This is a genomic window from Enterococcus sp. FDAARGOS_553, from assembly GCF_003812305.1.
GTDB classification, from domain to species: domain Bacteria; phylum Bacillota; class Bacilli; order Lactobacillales; family Enterococcaceae; genus Enterococcus_D; species Enterococcus_D gallinarum.
This window is the reverse complement of the sequence record NZ_CP033740.1, coordinates 2,641,956-2,660,071: the sequence shown is the minus strand read 5'-3', so window position 1 is coordinate 2,660,071 and position 18,116 is coordinate 2,641,956. Positions and strand designations below refer to the sequence as shown.

The following is an 18,116-nucleotide window of genomic DNA, read 5'->3' as shown; positions in this document are numbered from 1 at the left end:
TTATAAGAATACCTTACGAAAAAAAGAAAGAAAGCTATTTTTTTAAATTTTAAGATTTTCCTAGCAACTTTTTGATAGAAAGATGAAAAGCGGCTCATAAAATCTTGCTTGCTCTGTAACGTTCAACTTGAAAACCATTTCGTTGGTAAAAATCAGCCACTTGGTTTTTGGCCCAGAAATTCAAAGTGAGGGTTGCAAACTGCTTTTCTCGAGCAAAATCTGCGGCATGGGTTAATAAGGCTTCACCGACCCCTTGCTTTTGGTACGCATTTTCAACCGATAACGCTTCGATCTCAAGTCGACGTTGAGAGACCATTTGCGGTGTATCCGATAACTCAATCTCTTTTAGATGAATAAATCCGCAAGGTTGTTTTTGCCAGGCTACAAAAAAATGATGCGTTTCTGCGGCAAGCAAATCCTGTAACAAGTCGCGGAATGCCTCGTAGTCAAAGGATTTGAAAACGTTAGGTATCAATTGATGATGGACCTCTTGAACACTTTGATAAAGTTTAGCTAATAAATCAGCATCCTCGCAAGGACTGATTTTCCTCTCTTTCATTTCCTTCACCTATTTTCTTCACAGCATACGAACCTAGAAGATGGACATTACAATTTAACATCCTGATTTCTTCTAAGGCATTCTCAACCAAGGCCCAAGGCTGATTTAGCACTAAATCTATCACAAAAAAATATTCCCCTAGACTCGTTTTTAATGGTCGGGATTCGATTTTGCTCAAGTCAATGCCGCGCCAGCCAAAAGCGGCCAAAATCTGATGCAGACTACCTGGTCGATTGGTAGGCAAGGTCACATAGATCGTGGCTTTCGTTGCCTTATCATGGAAAACGCTCGATTCGTTTGTGTCTTTTTGCAAGATCCAAAAACGAGTTTGGTTGCTAGTCGTATCCTGGATATTTTTTTCCTGAATGAATAGACCATAAGCATGGGCTGCTTCTTTGGAAGCAATGGCTGCTACCGGCTCCGCTGGATGCTCTGCGACAAAGACGGCAGCAGCAGTCGTCGATGCCACCGCTTCAATAGGAACATCTGGGAAGTTATGTTGCAAAAACTCCGCACATTGGGCCAAAGCCTGTGGATGAGAAATGATTTTGGAAATCGGCTGTCCTGACTGAATGGTCAGTAGCTGATGGTTGATAGGCAAAATCACTTCTTGTTCAATGATCAGTTCCTTTTGTCGGAAAAGTGTATCGATTGTTGCATGAACCGAACCCTCTAATGAATTTTCATTGGGGACTACCGCTCGTTGGATGTCCCCTGCTACTAATGCTTGAATACATAATGGGATCGATCCAAAAGGAACCATTTCTTCATTTAAAAAAGATTCACAGGCGGCTCGATAAGTGAAGGAGTTTTTTGGGCCTAGATAACCAATCTTCATTTATTCACCTGCTTTTTGAATGATTTCAGTCACGATCTCTGCTGGAGATTTGCGGGTGGTATCGATCACTACTGTCGCACTTTCTTCGTATAGTGGCATTCTTGGACGATAAATATCAATGATTTCTGCCGGCGATTTCGAAACGACAAGCGGACGAATATTGACCGTATCCTTTTTCAACCGATCGAGCAATTCTTCTGGCTCCGTTTTTAAATAGACGACTTTCGGAAATTGCTGCAATAGTTGCCGATTTTCTTCTTTTAGGATGATGCCGCCACCAGTAGAGATCACTTGATCAAGTGTTAATGAATGAGTCAAAATCTCCGTTTCTTTTTCTCGAAAAGCGGCATCCCCGTAACGATCAAAATAGTCTTGGATCGTCATGCCGATCGATTCAACGATCAGATCGTCAAAATCAACATGTGCCAACTGTAATCGTTCTGCTAATAAGCGGCCAATAGTTGTTTTACCAGCACCCATAAAACCGATCAAAACGATTCCTTTCATTCAACATCACCTCCAGTTAATTGGCGGAGATCCTCAAAGAAGTGGGGGTAGGAGACCGCTACTGCTTCCGCCTGTTCTAATTCCACATCTTCTTGCGTCAATAAAGCAGCTACTTGCAGCATCATACCAATTCGATGATCGCCGCGACTGGACACGTTACCACCATGAAGGGGCGTCGGACCATTAATAATCAATCCATCTTCCGTTGGCGTGATATCTGCTCCCAGTTTCGTTAATTCTTCTGCGGTCGCATCGATTCGGTTCGTCTCTTTGACTTTCAATTCTTCAGCATCACGAATCACCGTTTGGCCGACAGCTTGTGTAGCTAACAAAGCGATGATTGGTAATTCATCAATGAGTCGAGGAATGATCGCGCCTTGGATCTCGATTCCTTTTAATGCAGAAGAACGAATAGTAATCGTAGCTGATTGATTGTTCTGATCGATCGCTGTCAGTGAAATCTGAGCACCCATTTGTTCCAGCACATCTAAAATTCCTGTTCGCGTCGGATTAATCCCAACATTTTCTAGCGTGATTTCACTATTGGGTAAAACAGCTCCTGCGGTTAAGAAAAAAGCAGCTGAAGAAATATCACCTGGTACAATCACTTCTTGTCCAACAAAGGATTGAGGACCTGTAATTTGAATCTCCTTTCCTTTAACCGTGATCTCGCCGCCAAATTGACGAATCATTTCTTCCGTATGGTTGCGGCTCGGTTCTTTCTCGACGATTCGGGAGGTACCCTGTGCTTGCAATGCGGCAAAAAGTAACGCTGATTTGACCTGTGCACTAGCAACAGGCATTGAATAATCGATTGGGCTTAAATCGCGTGTACCTTGAATAGTAATCGGTGGAAACTCACTTTCATTGCTGCCGTTAAGTCTCGCACCCATTTGATTCAATGGCAACATCACTCGATTCATTGGTCGCTGATTCAACGAATCATCCCCCAGTAAAGTAGTCGTGAAAGGTTGCCCGGCTAAAATACCCATCATTAAACGAATCGTTGTGCCTGAATTTCCTACATCAATCGAACGGTCAGCAGCTTTCAAACCGCCAAACCCTTGACCAGTGATCGTGATCGTCTCGCCGTCATCTTGAATGGGGACTCCCAATTCTTGAAAAGCGTGAAGGGTACTAAGACAATCTTCCCCTCTTAAAAAATTACGAACCGTCGTCGTCCCTTCTGCTAATGCACCAAACATGATGCTGCGGTGAGAAATAGATTTATCTGAAGGGACTGTCAGTGTGCCTCTTAGGTGGTTAGCTTTAAGTAGTTTCATCATTGTTCTCCTATTTTATCCGACATTGATAGGTCGTATTTTCAGTGATCAGCTGCTGGGCTTGCTGCAGCTCTTTTTGACTTTTGAAAGAAATCTGCAAGACACCAAGTATATCTTCACGCGTCTCTAAAATTTTTAAATTGATCAATGAGAGATTGCCCGTGCTTAACAGCTGGGTGACCTCTGCTACCACACCCGGATGATCCGGAACATCGATCAATAGATCATAGAACGCTGGAATTGCTCCAGTTTGGTGGATAGGTAAATGGTCTCTTGTTTCTTTAGCATCTTCAAAAAAACGGAATATTGCTTTTTCATCTTTGGTCAGCAACCACTGTGATACTTGCTCCATTTGTTTTTGCCAGGTTGCGATTAGCTGCAAAAGCTCCTGTCGATTACTTAATAAAATATCCGTCCACATGCGGGGATCGGAAGAAGCAATGCGAGTGATGTCCCGAAACCCTCCTGCGGCTAGTTGCTGAGCCCTAGGCTGTGATTGATTAAACGTATTCGCCTGATTGACTAACCCGGAAGCAATAATATGAGGTAAATGACTTAGCATTCCAGTGATTTGATCATGCTCGTTTGGTGCCAATTCGACGTATTTTGCTCTGGTCCCTTGAAACAATCGCTGCAGTTCATTCATGCGGTTGCTAGTAGTCGGGGTGAAAATGTAGTAGGCATTTTCGAATAAATTCTCATCTGCTGCTAAAATACCCGATTTATGAGAGCCAGCCATAGGATGACCGCCAATAAAATCAAAGGAGAATTGCTGCGCAAATTGAACAATCTCTGCTTTTGTACTACCAGTATCCGTTACTAAGACATTTGACTTTAAAGTTACTCTTCCCAATTCAGCCAAATAAGCTTTCGTGATCTCCACTGGAAGTGCCAAAATGATGATATCTGATTGGATCGCTCCTTCAGTAAATGAAGCTGGCACGAAGTCAACAATCTGTGACTGTATGGCAATTTCATTGGTCGATTCACAATGATCCCAGCCAATCAGATAGCTGTCAGCAACAGCTTTTTTGATGCATTTTGCCAACGAAGCACCGATCAATCCTAGACCAGCGATCATGATTTTTTGTGACATTGGAATGTCCCTCGTTTCCTTTTTCTCAAGATATTTTTTAGTAGTGGGATAAACTCTACTACTTTTAGTAATGAATTTTAGTAATGAAGCAAGTAGTCACGGTATTCTTGGACAGCTGTTTGTAATTCTTCAAAGGAGTCACTCGGAAATTTTTCGAGTATTTCATTGGCTACTACTGTAGCAACGACATTTTCACAAACCACACTGGCTGCAGGAACTGCCGTACTATCTGAACGTTCAACACTTGCTTTGTAGGGCTCTTTGCTATCGATATCAACGCTTTGCAACGGTTTGTATAACGTTGGAATGGGCTTCATCACTCCACGAACAACAATCGGTTCTCCATTTGTCATTCCTCCTTCAAATCCGCCCAAATTATTGCTGCGACGCGTGTATCCTTTTTGCTGATCCCAGAGGATTTCATCCATCACTTGCGAACCGGGTAAGACTCCTGCTTCAAATCCGACACCAAATTCAACACCTTTAAATGCATTGATACTAACCACGGCCTGCGCAATTTTGGCATCCAATTTTTTATCCCACTGCACATAACTGCCTAGACCAGCGGGGACACCCCCGATTAGAACTTCTACGACGCCACCAATCGTATCCCCATTTCTCTTGGTTTGGTCGATCAATTGCTTGATTTCTTCTTCGACAGAAGGATCCAACACCCGAACTTCAGATGCTTCGGAGCGCTCGGCAATTTCTTGAACAGTCAAACCATCAGGAATAGCTGCTTTTATGCCGCCAAGCATTGTCACATGGCCAGCCACTTCAATCTCTAATTCCTTTAAGATTTTTTTGGCAATTGCACCAATGGCCACTCGCATCGTTGTTTCCCGCGCAGAGGAACGCTCTAAGACGTTTCGCAAATCCTGATGACGGTATTTCATGCCTCCGACCAAGTCTGCATGTCCTGGTCTAGGCCGAGCCACTCGTCGTAATTTCCGATCTTTTTCAGGAACTTCCTCGATTGCCATCACTTTCGTCCAATTTTTCCAGTCTTTATTTTCCACCACCAATGTCACAGGCGACCCTAATGTTTTTCCATGTCGGATGCCGGAAGTAATACGGACTTGGTCTTTTTCAATCAGCATGCGACCGCCGCGGCCATAACCCGTTTGTCTTCTCGCTAGTTCGTGATTGATATCTGCTGCTGTTAAGGGTAATCCCGCTGGTAGACCTTCAATAATTGCGGTCAATTCAGGTCCGTGGGATTCACCTGCTGTAATATAACGCATCATCCGTCGCTTCCTCTCTTTTTTATAAATAATTTTTAATTTCTTCTGTAGGGATCGTAACGATCTTCGCTTGACCGATTTTTTCTAACAAAATAATCTTCAATTGGTTTCCTCGGGTCTTTTTATCATGAGTGATCGCTTGATACAACTGATCTTTGTCAAGCGATTCTGACTGAGTAGGCAAATGAAACTTGCTGATCATTTCTATTAATTGGGCCGTAGTTCCTTTTGGAGATAATCCGATGGACTCCGCGTGTTGGGTGATCATCACCATGCCGATTGCTACTCCTGCACCATGGCTGATTTCAAACGCTGCTGTTTTTTCTAGCCCATGTCCGATGGTATGGCCGAAATTCAACATCAAGCGACTGTCATGATCGAAAGGGTCTTCCTCGACAACTTTTCGTTTGACCGTTAAAGCCGCGGTGATCACTTGTTCTGCATGGTCCAATAATGCCGCCTCATCTTGCAATTCGGCTAGTTTTTGCCATAGCTGGTCATCAGCGATTGCTGCCGACTTAATGATCTCCGCAATTCCTTCTTGTACGCGATAAAGTGGTAATGATCGTAAAAGTTCTGGATCGATCAAAACACCAGCGGGTTGGGCAAAGGTTCCAACCAAATTTTTAGCATTTCCAGTATTGACAGCTGTTTTGCCGCCAATACTAGAATCTACTTGCGCCAATAGAGTCGTGGGAATCTGAAGAAAATGGACCCCTCGCATATAGGTCGAAGCCACGAAACCTGCTAAATCACCGATTACTCCGCCGCCCAGCGCAATTATTCCATCGCTTCGGGTCAACCCAAGTTCTGCTAAACGATCATAAAGAATCGTCGCTTGCTCAAGAGACTTGCTCTTTTCGCCCGCTGGAACAACAAGTAATTTTGCTGCAAATCCTTCATGAGTAAGCGCATCAATAATGACTTGTCCATAGATTGGGGAAACGTTACTATCCGTAATCACTGCAATCCTTTGAGGTTGCCAAAGTCCTTTGACCCATTTCCCTACTTCTTGAAAGGCACCTCGTTGAATGACAATATCATACGAATGTTCTGCTAAATTTATGTGTAACATCAAATGGTACACTCCTTTTTTTAGACTTCACAATGACTTGATTTCTTCTGAAATAGCTGTCACTCTCAGCTGAAAAACGACGATTATTTTTGCAGTGCTTTGATTTCTTTCATCGCTTTTTCCATGATATGGACTTCATTCATCATATTCATGTAGGTTTTTTCGTTCAATGATTGAGGACCATCAGACCAAGCATTTGCCGGATCTGGATGGATCTCAACGATCATGCCGTCTGCGCCCGCAGCAACCCCAGCTCTAGCCATTGGCGGAACTAGATCCCAGATACCTGTCCCATGACTAGGATCAACGATAATTGGGAAATGACTCAACTTTTTGATGATCGGTACAGCACTAAGGTCGAATGTATTCCGCGTTGCTGTTTCGTATGTTCGAATTCCCCGCTCAATGAAGATCACTTCACTTTTATCTTGAACAGCAATGTATTCTGCAGCATTCAACCATTCATCAATTGTTCCTGAAATTCCCCGCTTCAATCCAATAGGTTTTCCTGTTTTACCGACAGCCGCTAATAGTTTGAAATTCTGCATGTTACGAGCACCGATTTGCAAAATATCGCTGTATTCCGCAACCATATCGATATGTCCTTCGTCCATTACTTCAGTGATGACTTTCATCCCTGTTTCATCAGCAGCTTGACGGATGTATTTCAGCCCTTCTTCTTCCAGACCTTGGAAAGCGTAAGGAGAGGTCCGAGGTTTGAAAGCACCTCCTCGTAAGATTTGAGCACCGCCAGCTTTGGCGATCCGTGCACATTCACGGATTTGTTCTAATCCTTCGATCGAACATGGGCCAGCCATTGTTACGAAATGTCCATCTCCGATTTTGACACCATCAACATCAACTACCGTGTCCTGCGGATGAAATTCCCGCGAAGTCAATTTGTACGTATTGGAAATACGAATTGCGTCTTCTACACCATCGTAGCTGCGAAAAGCGACATCTTGGATCAGACGCGTATCTCCTTTAAGTCCAATGACGATTTGTTCCTTCCCTTGATTGACCTGTACATCTAATCCTTCTTTTTTGATTCGTTTCACAACAACTTCTACTTGTTCTGCCGTGGCATTTGGTTTCATAATTACGATCATTTTTTCTTCCTACCTTCATAGTTATTAGTTTTTTTACATTTTTTCAATCAGTGTTTTGACTTTCTCAATCGGCATTTTTTTATCAGTCCATAGCTCAAAAGCCGCCGCGCCTTGGTAAAGCAACATACTTAACCCATTGGCTGTTTTTGCTCCCGCGGCTTTTGCATCACGCAACAGCCGTGTTTCTCGCGGATTATAGATCACGTCATAAACTGCCAACGATTCTCGTAACATTCCGCGGTCTTTTAATGGGCTGGCATCTTCCTGCGGCTTCATTCCAACACCAGTCGCATTTACTAGCAATTGGCTCTCTTTGATCGCCAGACCCAATGCTTGCTGATCATCTAGATCACCAAGTGTGATATTGCAGGTAGTAGCCGCCGCGATTTGTTGCAGCTTGCTTTCAATCACTGGATAAAATTCATCGTTTCGATTAAAAACATGAATGGTTTCTACCCCATCTAAGGCAGCTTGACTAATAATTGCTGTAGCAGCTCCACCAGCGCCGATAACTGTCATGGTACCGCCAATAATCGAGACCTCGATGTCTCCTAGCGCTCGCATAAATCCAATCCCATCCGTATTGTGACCGATCAAATGACCTTTGTGGTTGACGATTGTATTGATAGCACCAATCAGTTCTGCGGCAGGAGATAATTCATCGACTAAAGGAACAGCTGCCATTTTGTGCGGCATCGATAAATTGACTCCTAACAAATCAAGCTGACGAATACTTTGGATACTTGCTGCTAAACTTTCTGGATCAACATCAAAAGCTAGATAGACAGCATCCACTTTTTGATCTTCAAAAGAAAGATTATGCATGGCTGGCGAGATACTGTGTTTGGCAGGTTTCGCAAACAACGCTGCTAAACGGGTGTGTCCAGTGATTAATTGGTTCATCCTATTCATTCCTTTCAACAAAAAAAGATGTCCACTGTAAATTGATAGAATCTACAGTGAACACCTTCAAACATTACATATCAGCTGATATGTGAATATAAAAAATAGCCACTATAGATTTTACGATCTACGTGGCTTTAAAGTCATTACGAAATGCCTTAGCCATCATAGATACAAACGAGTGTTTGTACCCATGTCTTTCATGAATACAAACCTATCTAAAATAGCTAAAGTAATATTTATTCAGTTGTGAGGGGTTCTCTTGCAATTGTTTCATGATTGTTCGCTCCAAACTGATGTAAGATTGTCCTAAGTATAGGTTGAACTTTGAAAGTTGTCAATGATTTTTTCTTATTTTTTTCATTTCACTGGTTTTCATTTATTTTTTTCTGCGATTTTCACTGGTAGATTCGGTTTTCTAAAGGTCGTCTTCAAAGAATAGTAATAGATCTTGCAAACGAAGCTGCGCTTTTTCTGCTGCGGATAAATCTTTCACGATCTGCCCTTTACGAAGTAAGATCAATCGGTTGCCATATTTTAGAGCATCTTCCATGCGATGAGTGATCATCAAGCAAGTCAACTGTTGTTGTTCCACTCGATCTGCAGTGATTTGCATCAACTGTTTAGACGTTTTCGGATCCAATGCCGCAGTATGCTCGTCTAAGAGCAGCAATTTTGGGGTCTGGATCGTTGCCATCAAAAGACTCAATGCTTGGCGTTGCCCACCAGATAAATTTCCTGTTGGTGTATCCAAATGTTGTTCGAGCCCGTTGCCCACTTCTTGACATAATTGGTAATAAATATCTTTTTGTGCTTGTAATTGGCGCAAATGCAAATTCCTTTTCTGTCCACGACGTTGCGCCAACAATAGATTTTCAGCGACGGTCATTCGCGGCGCAGTGCCCATTTTAGGGTCTTGAAAGACTCTTGACAAGTAAGCAGCTCTTTTTTCTTCTGACAACTGCGTGACATCTTGGTCATCGATCAAGATCTGACCACTAGTAAGTGGCAGTGAACCGGATATACAATTAAACAATGTACTTTTTCCAGCACCATTGCCGCCGACTACAGTCACAAATTCCCCTGATTGCAGTTTTAAATCTACTTTCTGTAAGAGCGTCTTCTTTTCATGAGGACCATTGCCAATGATTTTGGTTGCTTTATTGATCGTTAACATCATTCTTCCTCCTTTTCGAAACCCGTCCGCAAGTGCAGTGCATTTTTGAATTGCGGGATCAATAGACAAAGCGTCAAGACGATCGCCGAAAAGATTTTTAAGTAAGTAGTATCAAAGCCAGCTCTGATCACAAATAGGATCAACAGCTGATAAATGATACTGCCCACAACAATCGCTACGAGCCGCTCCAATAATGTTAGTTCGCCAAATAATACTTCACCGATGATAATCGATGCTAACCCTATTACAATGACGCCGATTCCTTTACTAACATCTGCGTAACCATCATTTTGGGCGATCAATGCCCCAGATAATGCAATCACTCCATTGGAAACAACTAAGCCAATGATCTTCATAGTGTCTGTATTGATCCCTAGTGATTTAGCCATATGCTCGTTGTCTCCTGTAGCAATATAGGCTTGCCCAAGATTGGTATGGAAAAAGAATAGCAAGACAGCCCCGATCACTAATACCATCACTAATCCGATCAACACAGTATCAAAGTAATTAGGCAAATTTAGCTTCGTGAAGAAATCTTGGATTTTTGGTTGATTCAATAGAGAAAGATTTGGCGAGCGCATCACAAACAGCATCACTGAATTTAGTCCCGACATCACAAGGATTCCAGCTAGAATTACTGGGATCTTGCCTTTCGTATATAAAAGACCAGTTACTAATCCGGCACACATCCCCGCACCAACCCCTAAAAGAGTAGCTACTATCGGTGAGACACCTTGCGTGATAGCAGTCACACAGACCGCGCCGCCAAGAGGAAAAGAGCCCTCAGTAGTCATATCTGGAAAATTTAAAATTCGATACGTCATAAAAATACCTAACCCAAGAATCCCCCAAAGGAATCCTTGCCCAATCGCTGAAACGATCATTTTTTTTCCTCCTCGTTACTTGTTTTTCTATCTGTCTTCCAAACCCCTGTCCTGACAACAAGAAGTTTCTGTCAGGACACATATTCCTTAAAAGCAATAGATTTTTTTCTTGTTTCTTTATGAAACGTTAGTTAGCATTGCTATAACCCTTTTAAGAGCAGCTGTTTCAATGGTTAGTCTGTGCTTGATGTTGTTTCGGTCGCTTCGTCAGAAATGAGTCTGGCTTTTTCTTTGAGTGCTTCTGGAATAGTGATGCCAAGAAATTCAGCTTGCTTTTCATTAATAACCGTATCGCCATCTTTAAAAGTATAGATGGGGGTTGTTGCTGGATCAGATTCCCCTTTTAAGATCGCAGCTGCCATTTTACCTGATTGGACGCCTAAGCTAAACTGATTTTGACCCACAGTCGCCAAGCCACCTTGTTGCACCATGGTTTCTGCTGAGGTGATGATTGGTGTTTTCGTTTTGTTTGCTTCTCCGACAACCGTCTGCATCGCATTGGCAATCGTATTATCCAATGGGATAAAAATGAAATCGACGGTTTCTGCCATCACCTGTACCGTCTGAGCAATTTCATTGCTTGAAGGAACTGCATATTTTTTTGACGTCAAGCCATATTTTTCTGCGGCCGCTTCTGCTTCTGCTGCTTGATACTTGGAGTTATCCTCTGTTGAAGAATATAAGATACCAACTGATTTTGCCTCTGGCATCAATTCTTGGGCTAATTCAAACTGAGCAGCTACTGGTGTTTTATCTGATACTCCAGTGATATTTCCTCCAGGTTTATCCATATCAGCCACTAGATTGGCCCCAACCGGATCGGTCACTGCGCCTAAAACGATTGGCACATCCTTAGTAGTATTAGCCAATGCTTGAGCAGCAGGTGTTGCTATCCCTACTAATACATCAGCGCCTTTGTTCAGCAATTGCTGACTCATGGTCGCTAATTTACTTTGATCCGCTTGGCCATTTTGAAATTCGATTGTTAAATTATCCCCTTCGGTATAACCCGATTGTTTTAACCCTTCTTTGACGCCTCGAGTGATTTCGTCGAGCGCTTCATGACTGACAAATTGCAGAATACCCACCGTTTTGTGTTCTTTTTTTGCTGTTTGATCCGTCGGTTGTTCAGCGGATTCTCCTGTTTGTTTTGCTCCCATTTGGTACCCAAAAGCCGCCAATAAAAATCCAAAAATAACAATAACTGCAGCAATTAATCCTTTGTTTTTCATTTTTAACTCTCCTCGCTTCTTTCTCATTTTTTTGTTTATACTTGAGAACTAAAAAAAGCAACTGCCGACAATCCGGCAGTTGCTTCAAGCAAAAACCGCATAGACTAATCGTTCTATGCGGTGAAAGATTCATTTACCAGCATAGATACAGCACTTTAGAAGGTTCTCTAAAAAGTTGTATCTATGGATTGAGGTCCACCAATACAACTATCTACGCCAGTTTTGCCATGAATTTGATTGCAATGCGTAAAATAGTCTCATATTAGCTCCTCCTTTTTCCATTTGTTTAACTTTATTTCACTTAGTTTAGCGTATTAATAAAAGAACGTCAATAACTTTTATTCAAATTGTCAGATTTTTTCTTACTCTGCTAATTTGCGAATATTCCACATTGGTAACCGATTCAATTCAGGAATAAATTCTTCTGCAGGATCTTTAAGTGATTGATAAGTAAACCGATTTTTCTCTTGCCCGTTTTCAAAGAAAACAAAGGTGATTTCATTTGCTTTTACACCGTAAGTATCTAAAAAAGACTGTGTATCATATACGATCGGATAATAGTACACGGATCGATTCATTTCACTCTCTTTATCATTAAACAATTGAAACACTTCTGCCAACTCTTCGCCATTCGGTTTACTAAACATCACCGAAATGGCTTTTGTGTCCCGAATCGTTTGATCTGCTTCTGCATATTCTAATGGTTCGATCTTATCAGAAGGCAATTCTTCAAAAGCCATCTTGTGGATCAGCGATGTTTTGATCCTCGTTTGAGAAGTAATAATCACTACAGCAAATAGCACAGCAAGTAGAATACCTGTACCTAAATAATACATGGTCTTACGCTGATTTTGGTAGACACTTTGGACAAAAGCTTCCCAGCTTTCTCGCATCTTCACTTTTACCAACTGAAAAAAATTCTCGAATCGCTCCATCCTAAACCCCGCCCTTTTCATCTGCCATCAACTTATCTTTATACTAGCAAGATGTCTTTGGAGCGTCAAGAAACTTCCCATATAACTTCCCATATTAAGTAAAATTCGATAAGATAGAGAAAAAACCAAAGGAGTTAGTCATGGCTGATCTTGCTGAACTTTTAATGGATAATGCAATCCCCATTTTAGATTTAATCGTCGTTTGTCTGAATCTGCTTTCAATTTTAGTGCTTGTGTGGGGAGTTGTAAAAGCTGGTTTTGATTTTATTCGTTTTGAAATAAAAGCGAAAGACCGTATGAGTGCGGCCAGAGAAAACAATTTTATTCGAAATTTTCTCGGCAGTTATGTTTTGCTTGGTTTGGAGATCTTGATTGCTGCAGATATCATTGAGACCATCATCCATCCGACATTTGCCGATATCGTCCGCTTAGCAGTAGTCGTAGTCATTCGAACAGTCATTTCCTATTTCTTGAATATGGAGATTGAAAAAGCCCTAAAGGATGCACAAAACAATAAAACGGACTCTTAGTGAATGCTTCAATATATCCTAAATCTGATGGGGTATGTCCTGCTTGGATCAGGATTGGTCTTTCTGGTTTCTTTTCGTTATAATAGAACTACTCGATTCAATCTGGATTCGTTAATTTTACTTGCCTTTATCGGTCAAATGTCTTGACCTCAAAAATTGAATGAGAAAAAAGTTTGATAAAACAGAAATGAGGGAAACAAATGTCCTTCGATGGCATCTTTACCCACTTGATGGTTCAGGAATTACAAAATGAACTCGTTAATGGTCGAGTGAATAAAATTCACCAGCCTTATGAGAACGAAGTGATCTTCGTGATCCGTTCTCAAGGGAAAAATCACAAATTATTGCTATCTGCCCATCCGAGCTATGCTCGGATTCAATGTACACAAGCTACCTATACCAACCCAGAAACACCTCCAACATTTTTGATGATGTTACGGAAGTATTTAGATGGCGCAATCCTGGAAACGATTGAACAAGTTGCGAATGATCGAGTCGTTCATTTCCATTTTACTCGTCGTGACGAATTAGGCGATTTACAAAACTTTGTTTTGATCGTTGAATTGATGGGCAGACACAGCACGATTCTCTTAATGAATCGGGCAACCGGTAAAATCGTTGATACGATCAAGCACATTGGCCATTCGCAAAATACGTATCGTACCTTGCTGCCAGGGTCCCTTTATGTTGCTCCGCCAAAACAAGACACTGTTGATCCGTATACACTCAATCAAACAAAAGTCTTTGAAATGCTGTCTCGTCTAGAAGAATTGTCGCCCAAAGTCTTGCAGCAGACTTTTCAAGGATTTGGCAGGGATACGGCAGATGAGCTGGTATCTCGTCTGAAAGAACGACCAAATGAAAAAGTAACCGTTTGGGAAGAATTTTTTGCCGAGCTAGCGGATCCTGTTCCTACCTACTTAAAATCCGGGAACAAAGAATTCTTTACTCCGGTCCCCTTTCATTCACTGATGGAACAAGCGGACTGGCAGGAAACTTACCAGAGTCTAAGCGAATTGCTTGATGCGTTTTATCATGAAAAAGCTGACCGTGACCGAGTAAAACAGCAAGGCAGTGAATTGCTGAAAAAAATCGACAATGAGCTGAAGCGAAACAAGCACAAGCTAGAAAAAAGACAGCAAACTTTGCGAGAATCTGAGAATGCGGAAGAATTCCGTCAAAAAGGCGAGCTTTTAACGACTTTCATGGCGCAAGTCCCTCGCGGTGCAGGCGAAGTGGAATTAGCTAATTACTATGATGAGAACAAACCAATAAAAATTGCCTTAGATCCGGCCTTGACACCCAACCAGAACGCGCAAAAATATTTCCAGCGTTATCAAAAGCTGAAAAATGCTGTCAAACTGATTCATCAGCAAATTGCTGAAACAAAAGATGAGATCGCCTATTTGGAATCAGTAGAAGCACAGTTGGAAATTGCCGCACCGAAAGATCTTTTGACGATTCGCGAAGAACTTGCTGCCCAAGGATATGTCAAAAATCGGACGAAACAACGGAAAAAACAAACGCCCTCGCAACCGGAACGTTTTCTCTCTTCTGATGGAACGGAGATTCTGGTAGGCAAAAACAATCTGCAAAACGATCAGTTAACTTTAAAAACGGCACGTAAAACAGATTATTGGCTCCATACGAAAAATATCCCCGGGTCTCATGTGATCATTCGGTCGGATTCACCTAGCGAAGAAACAATCTTGGAAGCCGCAGAATTAGCTGCCTACTTCTCGAAATACCGCCACTCCGCACAAGTACCTGTGGATTTGGTACAAGTCAAACATATTCGCAAACCAAATGGTGCAAAACCAGGCTTTGTGATTTATGAGAACCAGACGACTTATTATGTAACACCTGAGGAAACAATTTTGGATTTAAAACAAAACTAACGCTGTTCTTTTGCTGATGTTCCAAAAAAGTTGGCGAAGAATTAAAAAAATGACCCACTTACATGTCTCTAACACACAACCTTCTCGTCAATCGCTGAGAATGGGTGGATAGAACAAATCCGTAAGTGGCTCATTTTTTATGGAAAAATACTTGGAAACGCTAAGAAGCTCTCGGACACATCAGCCAAGCCATTTCATCGAAACAACGCTAGTCCAGATGACTGATCAATGGAATCGATGCATTGTTGGTGGTTAAAAAGTATCATTTTGATCAATCATGCGCTTATTTTCAAAATCAAAATGATAGAGCTTTTCCCAGTGATTGATATTCAATGTCCCTTTCGTTAACCAAATGGCAAGAAAACAACAGCCTTGATCCGCTTCATCATTAACTTCATCGTACCAAACAAACGCCTTGCGAATTTTCTTTCTCAATTCCGCATTTTTTGGATCCAAGACCCATCCTAGATTTTCTCCGATGCCATTAGCGGTAAACCATTCGCCACAGACTGCGATAGAAACTTCGGGATTTTCTTTGATTTGCTGGATTTTGTTGGAGCTTTCATGGGTCGATACATAAAAGACACCATTCTCATAATAAGCATCGACATCCCGCACCATAGGACGAGGCAGCCCATTTTCACCGCAATTGCGCGCAATCGTTGCTAAAGAGATCAAATTGTCTTTGTCGTTACCAAACTTTTCTTCCAGTAATGTCTGGCCCTCTTCATAATTCATCATTTGTTTTTCCTCCTTGAAAATTTTCTCTTGTTTTAAAAGGAATCCATAATTCGACAATCATGATCTCCGCTTGCGATTGTCGATAAAGCTCAGGAAAAAAGCCATCCGCTATCAAACCGTGTTTTTTTAGCCAAAAACGAGTATACCTCATTGCCTTACCCATCCCGACGATCATTTGTGCTTTAGTCGTCTCAAAGCTGCAAACAACATAGTCACGGGCCGGTAATGTCCAGCTTGTCAGATGGCTCATGTCTTTCTCATATCTTCCGGTGACAGATTCTGCCCCGACAAAATAACTGGAATGACCTGCTGGTGCCTCTCCTGGATAGGAAACACCAATGAGCGTCTCTGCTCGCAAAAATGGATGATTGGCGCAAGCGTGAAAAAAGTCTTGCCAAATCTTTTCAACTGGATCTACGCCGGTTCTTTCTCCTAGCATTTTGCCGTACTTGAAAGGATAATAACCAACGATACCATTGAAAACCCGCGGCTGATCCATTGTTTTCTGCTGTATTGCTAAGACGACCCCTTCACTGATCAACGGTTCCCCTTCCTCTACCACAATATGGCTCAGGGATAAATCTGGTTTATCGAAATTTTGTAATGGGAGCAACTGTTTCTGATAGTGTGAGGGTGAAATGCCATAAACTTCTTTAAACGATCGCGAAAAAGAAATAGGATTATTGAATCCAACCTCCAGCGCAACATCAATGATTCGCCGTTGCTGTTCTTGTAAATAGATTGTACTTTCGTTCACAATAGTTGGTATTTTTAAAAGGATTTTCGTGTATTTTCCACTATTTTAGCATAATTCGGTCGCTATTGTCTGATGATCCCGGATTTAAACCAACAAAAAAGACGAATAAATCGTCTTTTTTGTTGGCCATTAAAATTTATTTTCAGAACGACTATCTAGCGCCAAAAGGTTTGACAATCCGCTTTGTCTTTCATATTAAAACGGATAATGTCGAAGATCAGCTTTTCGTCAACCGGCTGATCCCATAAAATACGAAAAATGTTTTTTGTTTGTGAATAGCCACTTGCTTCAATGCGGGTATTGAACAAGGCCATCGTTTTCACTTCTGGCGAGACTGAGAAATGTTTCTTCGAACTGCTAATCCCCAAGATGAAGGTTCCATGATCCGTAAACATCGGCTGGTTCCAAGCAATTCGAGTCTGCAAATCCGGGAATTCAGTTAATATATGTTCAAATAATGGCTCCAGGACTTTTCGCTGTGCCTCTGACAATTCTTTTGTTAGGTACTCTTGAAACTGATCCATTTCGTAACCTTCCTTTCGTTCGCTAGACCATCAGTAAAAGTAGATTGGTCGGTCTTTTCGATCCTGCAATGGACGATTATTGTTTTCTAAAACTTCTTCACGAAATTCCAGAATAAAGCGACGACTCATCTCGCCTACCCAGTCAAATACAAACCAGTTGATTGGACCTTTAGTTGGAGGAGTTGTCAAAGAACCTACATAGTGAAAATGGTGGGTCATTTCCGGTAAAAACATCGATGGGTCAAACCATTGGGTATGGTTTTTGAAATCCCAAATACTATCATCTTGCTGATTACAGATCCAGTTTAATTTATCTGTTAACCGGAACAAAATACCGACGACTAAGTTTTCTCCTTGTTCATTCATATGTACCAAATGAAATTCAAGTTCTTGCTGCTCATCATCGATGATATGCTCAGAAGGCATATGAAAATGAATATCCGTTAGGTAGTAATTGATGCCTTGAAAGGTCACGTAACTTTCTTTATTATATGGAACAAAATGAATCGTATTTTTAAATTCTTTTTCAGTAAAGCGTTCCCGATGGTAATGGAAGCTTAAATCCTCATCGACAGGTTCCTCTGTATCGTCATGGTAAAGCGCAATGGGCGATTGCAATGGAAACTTCGCTCCTTCAGCATACCAGTCACACAATGTGTGCCAATACTCAGGACCATTCTCCCCAGAATAACTCCATGGAACATCCATATTTCTTTTCAATAAAACTGCCTCCCTATTGAAACTGGCTGCCTTTCAACTGCCAGATAACTTTTGATGAATCGTCTCAAATCGTATCAGAAAAAAGATAAAAATAAAACGAATAT

At 41.6% G+C, this 18,116-nt stretch carries 19 protein-coding genes; 2 read left to right on the top strand and 17 right to left on the bottom strand.

Translation table 11 applies throughout. The annotated features are described in order from the left end of the window. Positions 1-94: 94 nt before the first annotated feature. From EGX73_RS13215 to EGX73_RS13150, 13 genes are all read right to left on the bottom strand, one after another. Entirely contained in the window at positions 95-559 is a 465-nt protein-coding gene (locus EGX73_RS13215) for a GNAT family N-acetyltransferase (RefSeq protein WP_021149691.1), read from the bottom strand. Then, positions 522-1,397, bottom strand: coding sequence for a prephenate dehydratase (gene pheA / locus EGX73_RS13210; RefSeq protein WP_003126584.1), 876 nt, complete (start codon positions 1,395-1,397; stop codon positions 522-524). Before pheA ends, EGX73_RS13215 begins: the two co-directional genes overlap by 38 nt. Next, positions 1,398-1,904: a shikimate kinase gene (locus tag EGX73_RS13205; protein ID WP_123866998.1), complete on the bottom strand. Its 507-nt coding sequence runs from the start codon at positions 1,902-1,904 to the stop codon at positions 1,398-1,400. Beyond that, the gene (aroA, locus tag EGX73_RS13200) at positions 1,901-3,187 is read right to left on the bottom strand and encodes a 3-phosphoshikimate 1-carboxyvinyltransferase (RefSeq protein ID WP_005473144.1); all 1,287 of its coding nucleotides are present in this window, start codon (positions 3,185-3,187) and stop codon (positions 1,901-1,903) included. Before aroA ends, EGX73_RS13205 begins: the two co-directional genes overlap by 4 nt. Positions 3,188-3,197: 10 nt before the next feature. Next, positions 3,198-4,283, bottom strand: a complete 1,086-nt coding sequence (locus EGX73_RS13195) for a prephenate dehydrogenase (RefSeq protein ID WP_003126587.1) — start codon at positions 4,281-4,283, stop codon at positions 3,198-3,200. Positions 4,284-4,360: 77 nt separating this feature from the next. Further along, positions 4,361-5,527 carry a chorismate synthase gene (aroC, locus tag EGX73_RS13190; protein ID WP_003126588.1) on the bottom strand — a complete coding sequence of 389 codons (1,167 nt, stop codon included), beginning with the start codon at positions 5,525-5,527 and terminating at the stop codon, positions 4,361-4,363. 22 nt (positions 5,528-5,549) lie between these two features. Then, positions 5,550-6,602, bottom strand: coding sequence for a 3-dehydroquinate synthase (gene aroB, locus EGX73_RS13185; protein ID WP_005473147.1), 1,053 nt, complete (start codon positions 6,600-6,602; stop codon positions 5,550-5,552). An 83-nt stretch (positions 6,603-6,685) separates the two neighbouring features. Continuing rightward, positions 6,686-7,711 carry a 3-deoxy-7-phosphoheptulonate synthase gene (gene aroF, locus EGX73_RS13180; RefSeq protein WP_003126590.1) on the bottom strand — a complete coding sequence of 342 codons (1,026 nt, stop codon included), beginning with the start codon at positions 7,709-7,711 and terminating at the stop codon, positions 6,686-6,688. 33 nt (positions 7,712-7,744) lie between these two features. Then, positions 7,745-8,614: a shikimate dehydrogenase gene (gene aroE / locus EGX73_RS13175; protein ID WP_005473148.1), complete on the bottom strand. Its 870-nt coding sequence runs from the start codon at positions 8,612-8,614 to the stop codon at positions 7,745-7,747. A gap of 418 nt (positions 8,615-9,032) precedes the next feature. Then, positions 9,033-9,791, bottom strand: a complete 759-nt coding sequence (locus tag EGX73_RS13170; protein WP_123866997.1) for an ABC transporter ATP-binding protein — start codon at positions 9,789-9,791, stop codon at positions 9,033-9,035. Next, positions 9,791-10,675: an ABC transporter permease gene (locus EGX73_RS13165; RefSeq protein WP_003126593.1), complete on the bottom strand. Its 885-nt coding sequence runs from the start codon at positions 10,673-10,675 to the stop codon at positions 9,791-9,793. Before EGX73_RS13165 ends, EGX73_RS13170 begins: the two co-directional genes overlap by 1 nt. 173 nt (positions 10,676-10,848) lie before the next feature. Continuing rightward, positions 10,849-11,907, bottom strand: a complete 1,059-nt coding sequence (trpX, locus tag EGX73_RS13160) for a tryptophan ABC transporter substrate-binding protein (RefSeq protein ID WP_005473151.1) — start codon at positions 11,905-11,907, stop codon at positions 10,849-10,851. 362 nt (positions 11,908-12,269) lie between these two features. Continuing rightward, entirely contained in the window at positions 12,270-12,842 is a 573-nt protein-coding gene (locus EGX73_RS13150; RefSeq protein WP_005473153.1) for a hypothetical protein, read from the bottom strand. Positions 12,843-12,982: 140 nt separating this feature from the next. Between EGX73_RS13150 and EGX73_RS13145 the strand changes: the two genes are divergently transcribed. Continuing rightward, complete coding sequence (locus EGX73_RS13145) at positions 12,983-13,372, top strand: DUF1622 domain-containing protein (protein WP_003126597.1); 390 nt, start codon at positions 12,983-12,985, stop codon at positions 13,370-13,372. Between the two features lie 200 nt (positions 13,373-13,572). Beyond that, the gene (gene efbA, locus EGX73_RS13140) at positions 13,573-15,270 is read left to right on the top strand and encodes a fibronectin-binding protein EfbA (protein ID WP_003126598.1); all 1,698 of its coding nucleotides are present in this window, start codon (positions 13,573-13,575) and stop codon (positions 15,268-15,270) included. Between the two features lie 252 nt (positions 15,271-15,522). Here the strand turns inward: efbA and EGX73_RS13135 are convergent, their stop codons facing one another. The 4 genes from EGX73_RS13135 to EGX73_RS13120 form a co-directional block, all read right to left on the bottom strand. Next, entirely contained in the window at positions 15,523-16,011 is a 489-nt protein-coding gene (locus EGX73_RS13135) for a pyridoxamine 5'-phosphate oxidase family protein (RefSeq protein WP_029486813.1), read from the bottom strand. Then, complete coding sequence (locus EGX73_RS13130; RefSeq protein WP_051661454.1) at positions 15,998-16,768, bottom strand: AraC family transcriptional regulator; 771 nt, start codon at positions 16,766-16,768, stop codon at positions 15,998-16,000. The genes EGX73_RS13135 and EGX73_RS13130 overlap by 14 nt, the downstream gene beginning before the upstream one ends. Before the next feature lie 155 nt (positions 16,769-16,923). Beyond that, the gene (locus tag EGX73_RS13125; protein WP_029486815.1) at positions 16,924-17,292 is read right to left on the bottom strand and encodes an iron chaperone; all 369 of its coding nucleotides are present in this window, start codon (positions 17,290-17,292) and stop codon (positions 16,924-16,926) included. Positions 17,293-17,322: 30 nt separating this feature from the next. After that, positions 17,323-18,000, bottom strand: a complete 678-nt coding sequence (locus tag EGX73_RS13120) for a carbonic anhydrase family protein (RefSeq protein ID WP_034704506.1) — start codon at positions 17,998-18,000, stop codon at positions 17,323-17,325. Positions 18,001-18,116 lie beyond the last annotated feature (116 nt).

Coding starts and splice junctions, on each gene's coding strand:
- EGX73_RS13145 (WP_003126597.1), top strand. CDS start 12,983: ATGGCTGATCTTGCTGAACTTTTAATGGATAATGCAATCCCCATTTTA.
- EGX73_RS13215 (WP_021149691.1), bottom strand. CDS start 559: ATGAAAGAGAGGAAAATCAGTCCTTGCGAGGATGCTGATTTATTAGCT.
- efbA (WP_003126598.1), top strand. CDS start 13,573: ATGTCCTTCGATGGCATCTTTACCCACTTGATGGTTCAGGAATTACAA.
- EGX73_RS13150 (WP_005473153.1), bottom strand. CDS start 12,842: ATGGAGCGATTCGAGAATTTTTTTCAGTTGGTAAAAGTGAAGATGCGA.
- EGX73_RS13120 (WP_034704506.1), bottom strand. CDS start 18,000: ATGGATGTTCCATGGAGTTATTCTGGGGAGAATGGTCCTGAGTATTGG.
- EGX73_RS13165 (WP_003126593.1), bottom strand. CDS start 10,675: ATGATCGTTTCAGCGATTGGGCAAGGATTCCTTTGGGGGATTCTTGGG.
- trpX (WP_005473151.1), bottom strand. CDS start 11,907: ATGAAAAACAAAGGATTAATTGCTGCAGTTATTGTTATTTTTGGATTT.
- EGX73_RS13125 (WP_029486815.1), bottom strand. CDS start 17,292: ATGGATCAGTTTCAAGAGTACCTAACAAAAGAATTGTCAGAGGCACAG.
- aroE (WP_005473148.1), bottom strand. CDS start 8,614: ATGAACCAATTAATCACTGGACACACCCGTTTAGCAGCGTTGTTTGCG.
- EGX73_RS13205 (WP_123866998.1), bottom strand. CDS start 1,904: ATGAAAGGAATCGTTTTGATCGGTTTTATGGGTGCTGGTAAAACAACT.
- EGX73_RS13195 (WP_003126587.1), bottom strand. CDS start 4,283: ATGTCACAAAAAATCATGATCGCTGGTCTAGGATTGATCGGTGCTTCG.
- EGX73_RS13170 (WP_123866997.1), bottom strand. CDS start 9,791: ATGTTAACGATCAATAAAGCAACCAAAATCATTGGCAATGGTCCTCAT.
- aroB (WP_005473147.1), bottom strand. CDS start 6,602: ATGTTACACATAAATTTAGCAGAACATTCGTATGATATTGTCATTCAA.
- pheA (WP_003126584.1), bottom strand. CDS start 1,397: ATGAAGATTGGTTATCTAGGCCCAAAAAACTCCTTCACTTATCGAGCC.
- aroA (WP_005473144.1), bottom strand. CDS start 3,187: ATGAAACTACTTAAAGCTAACCACCTAAGAGGCACACTGACAGTCCCT.
- EGX73_RS13135 (WP_029486813.1), bottom strand. CDS start 16,011: ATGATGAATTATGAAGAGGGCCAGACATTACTGGAAGAAAAGTTTGGT.
- aroC (WP_003126588.1), bottom strand. CDS start 5,527: ATGCGTTATATTACAGCAGGTGAATCCCACGGACCTGAATTGACCGCA.
- aroF (WP_003126590.1), bottom strand. CDS start 7,711: ATGATCGTAATTATGAAACCAAATGCCACGGCAGAACAAGTAGAAGTT.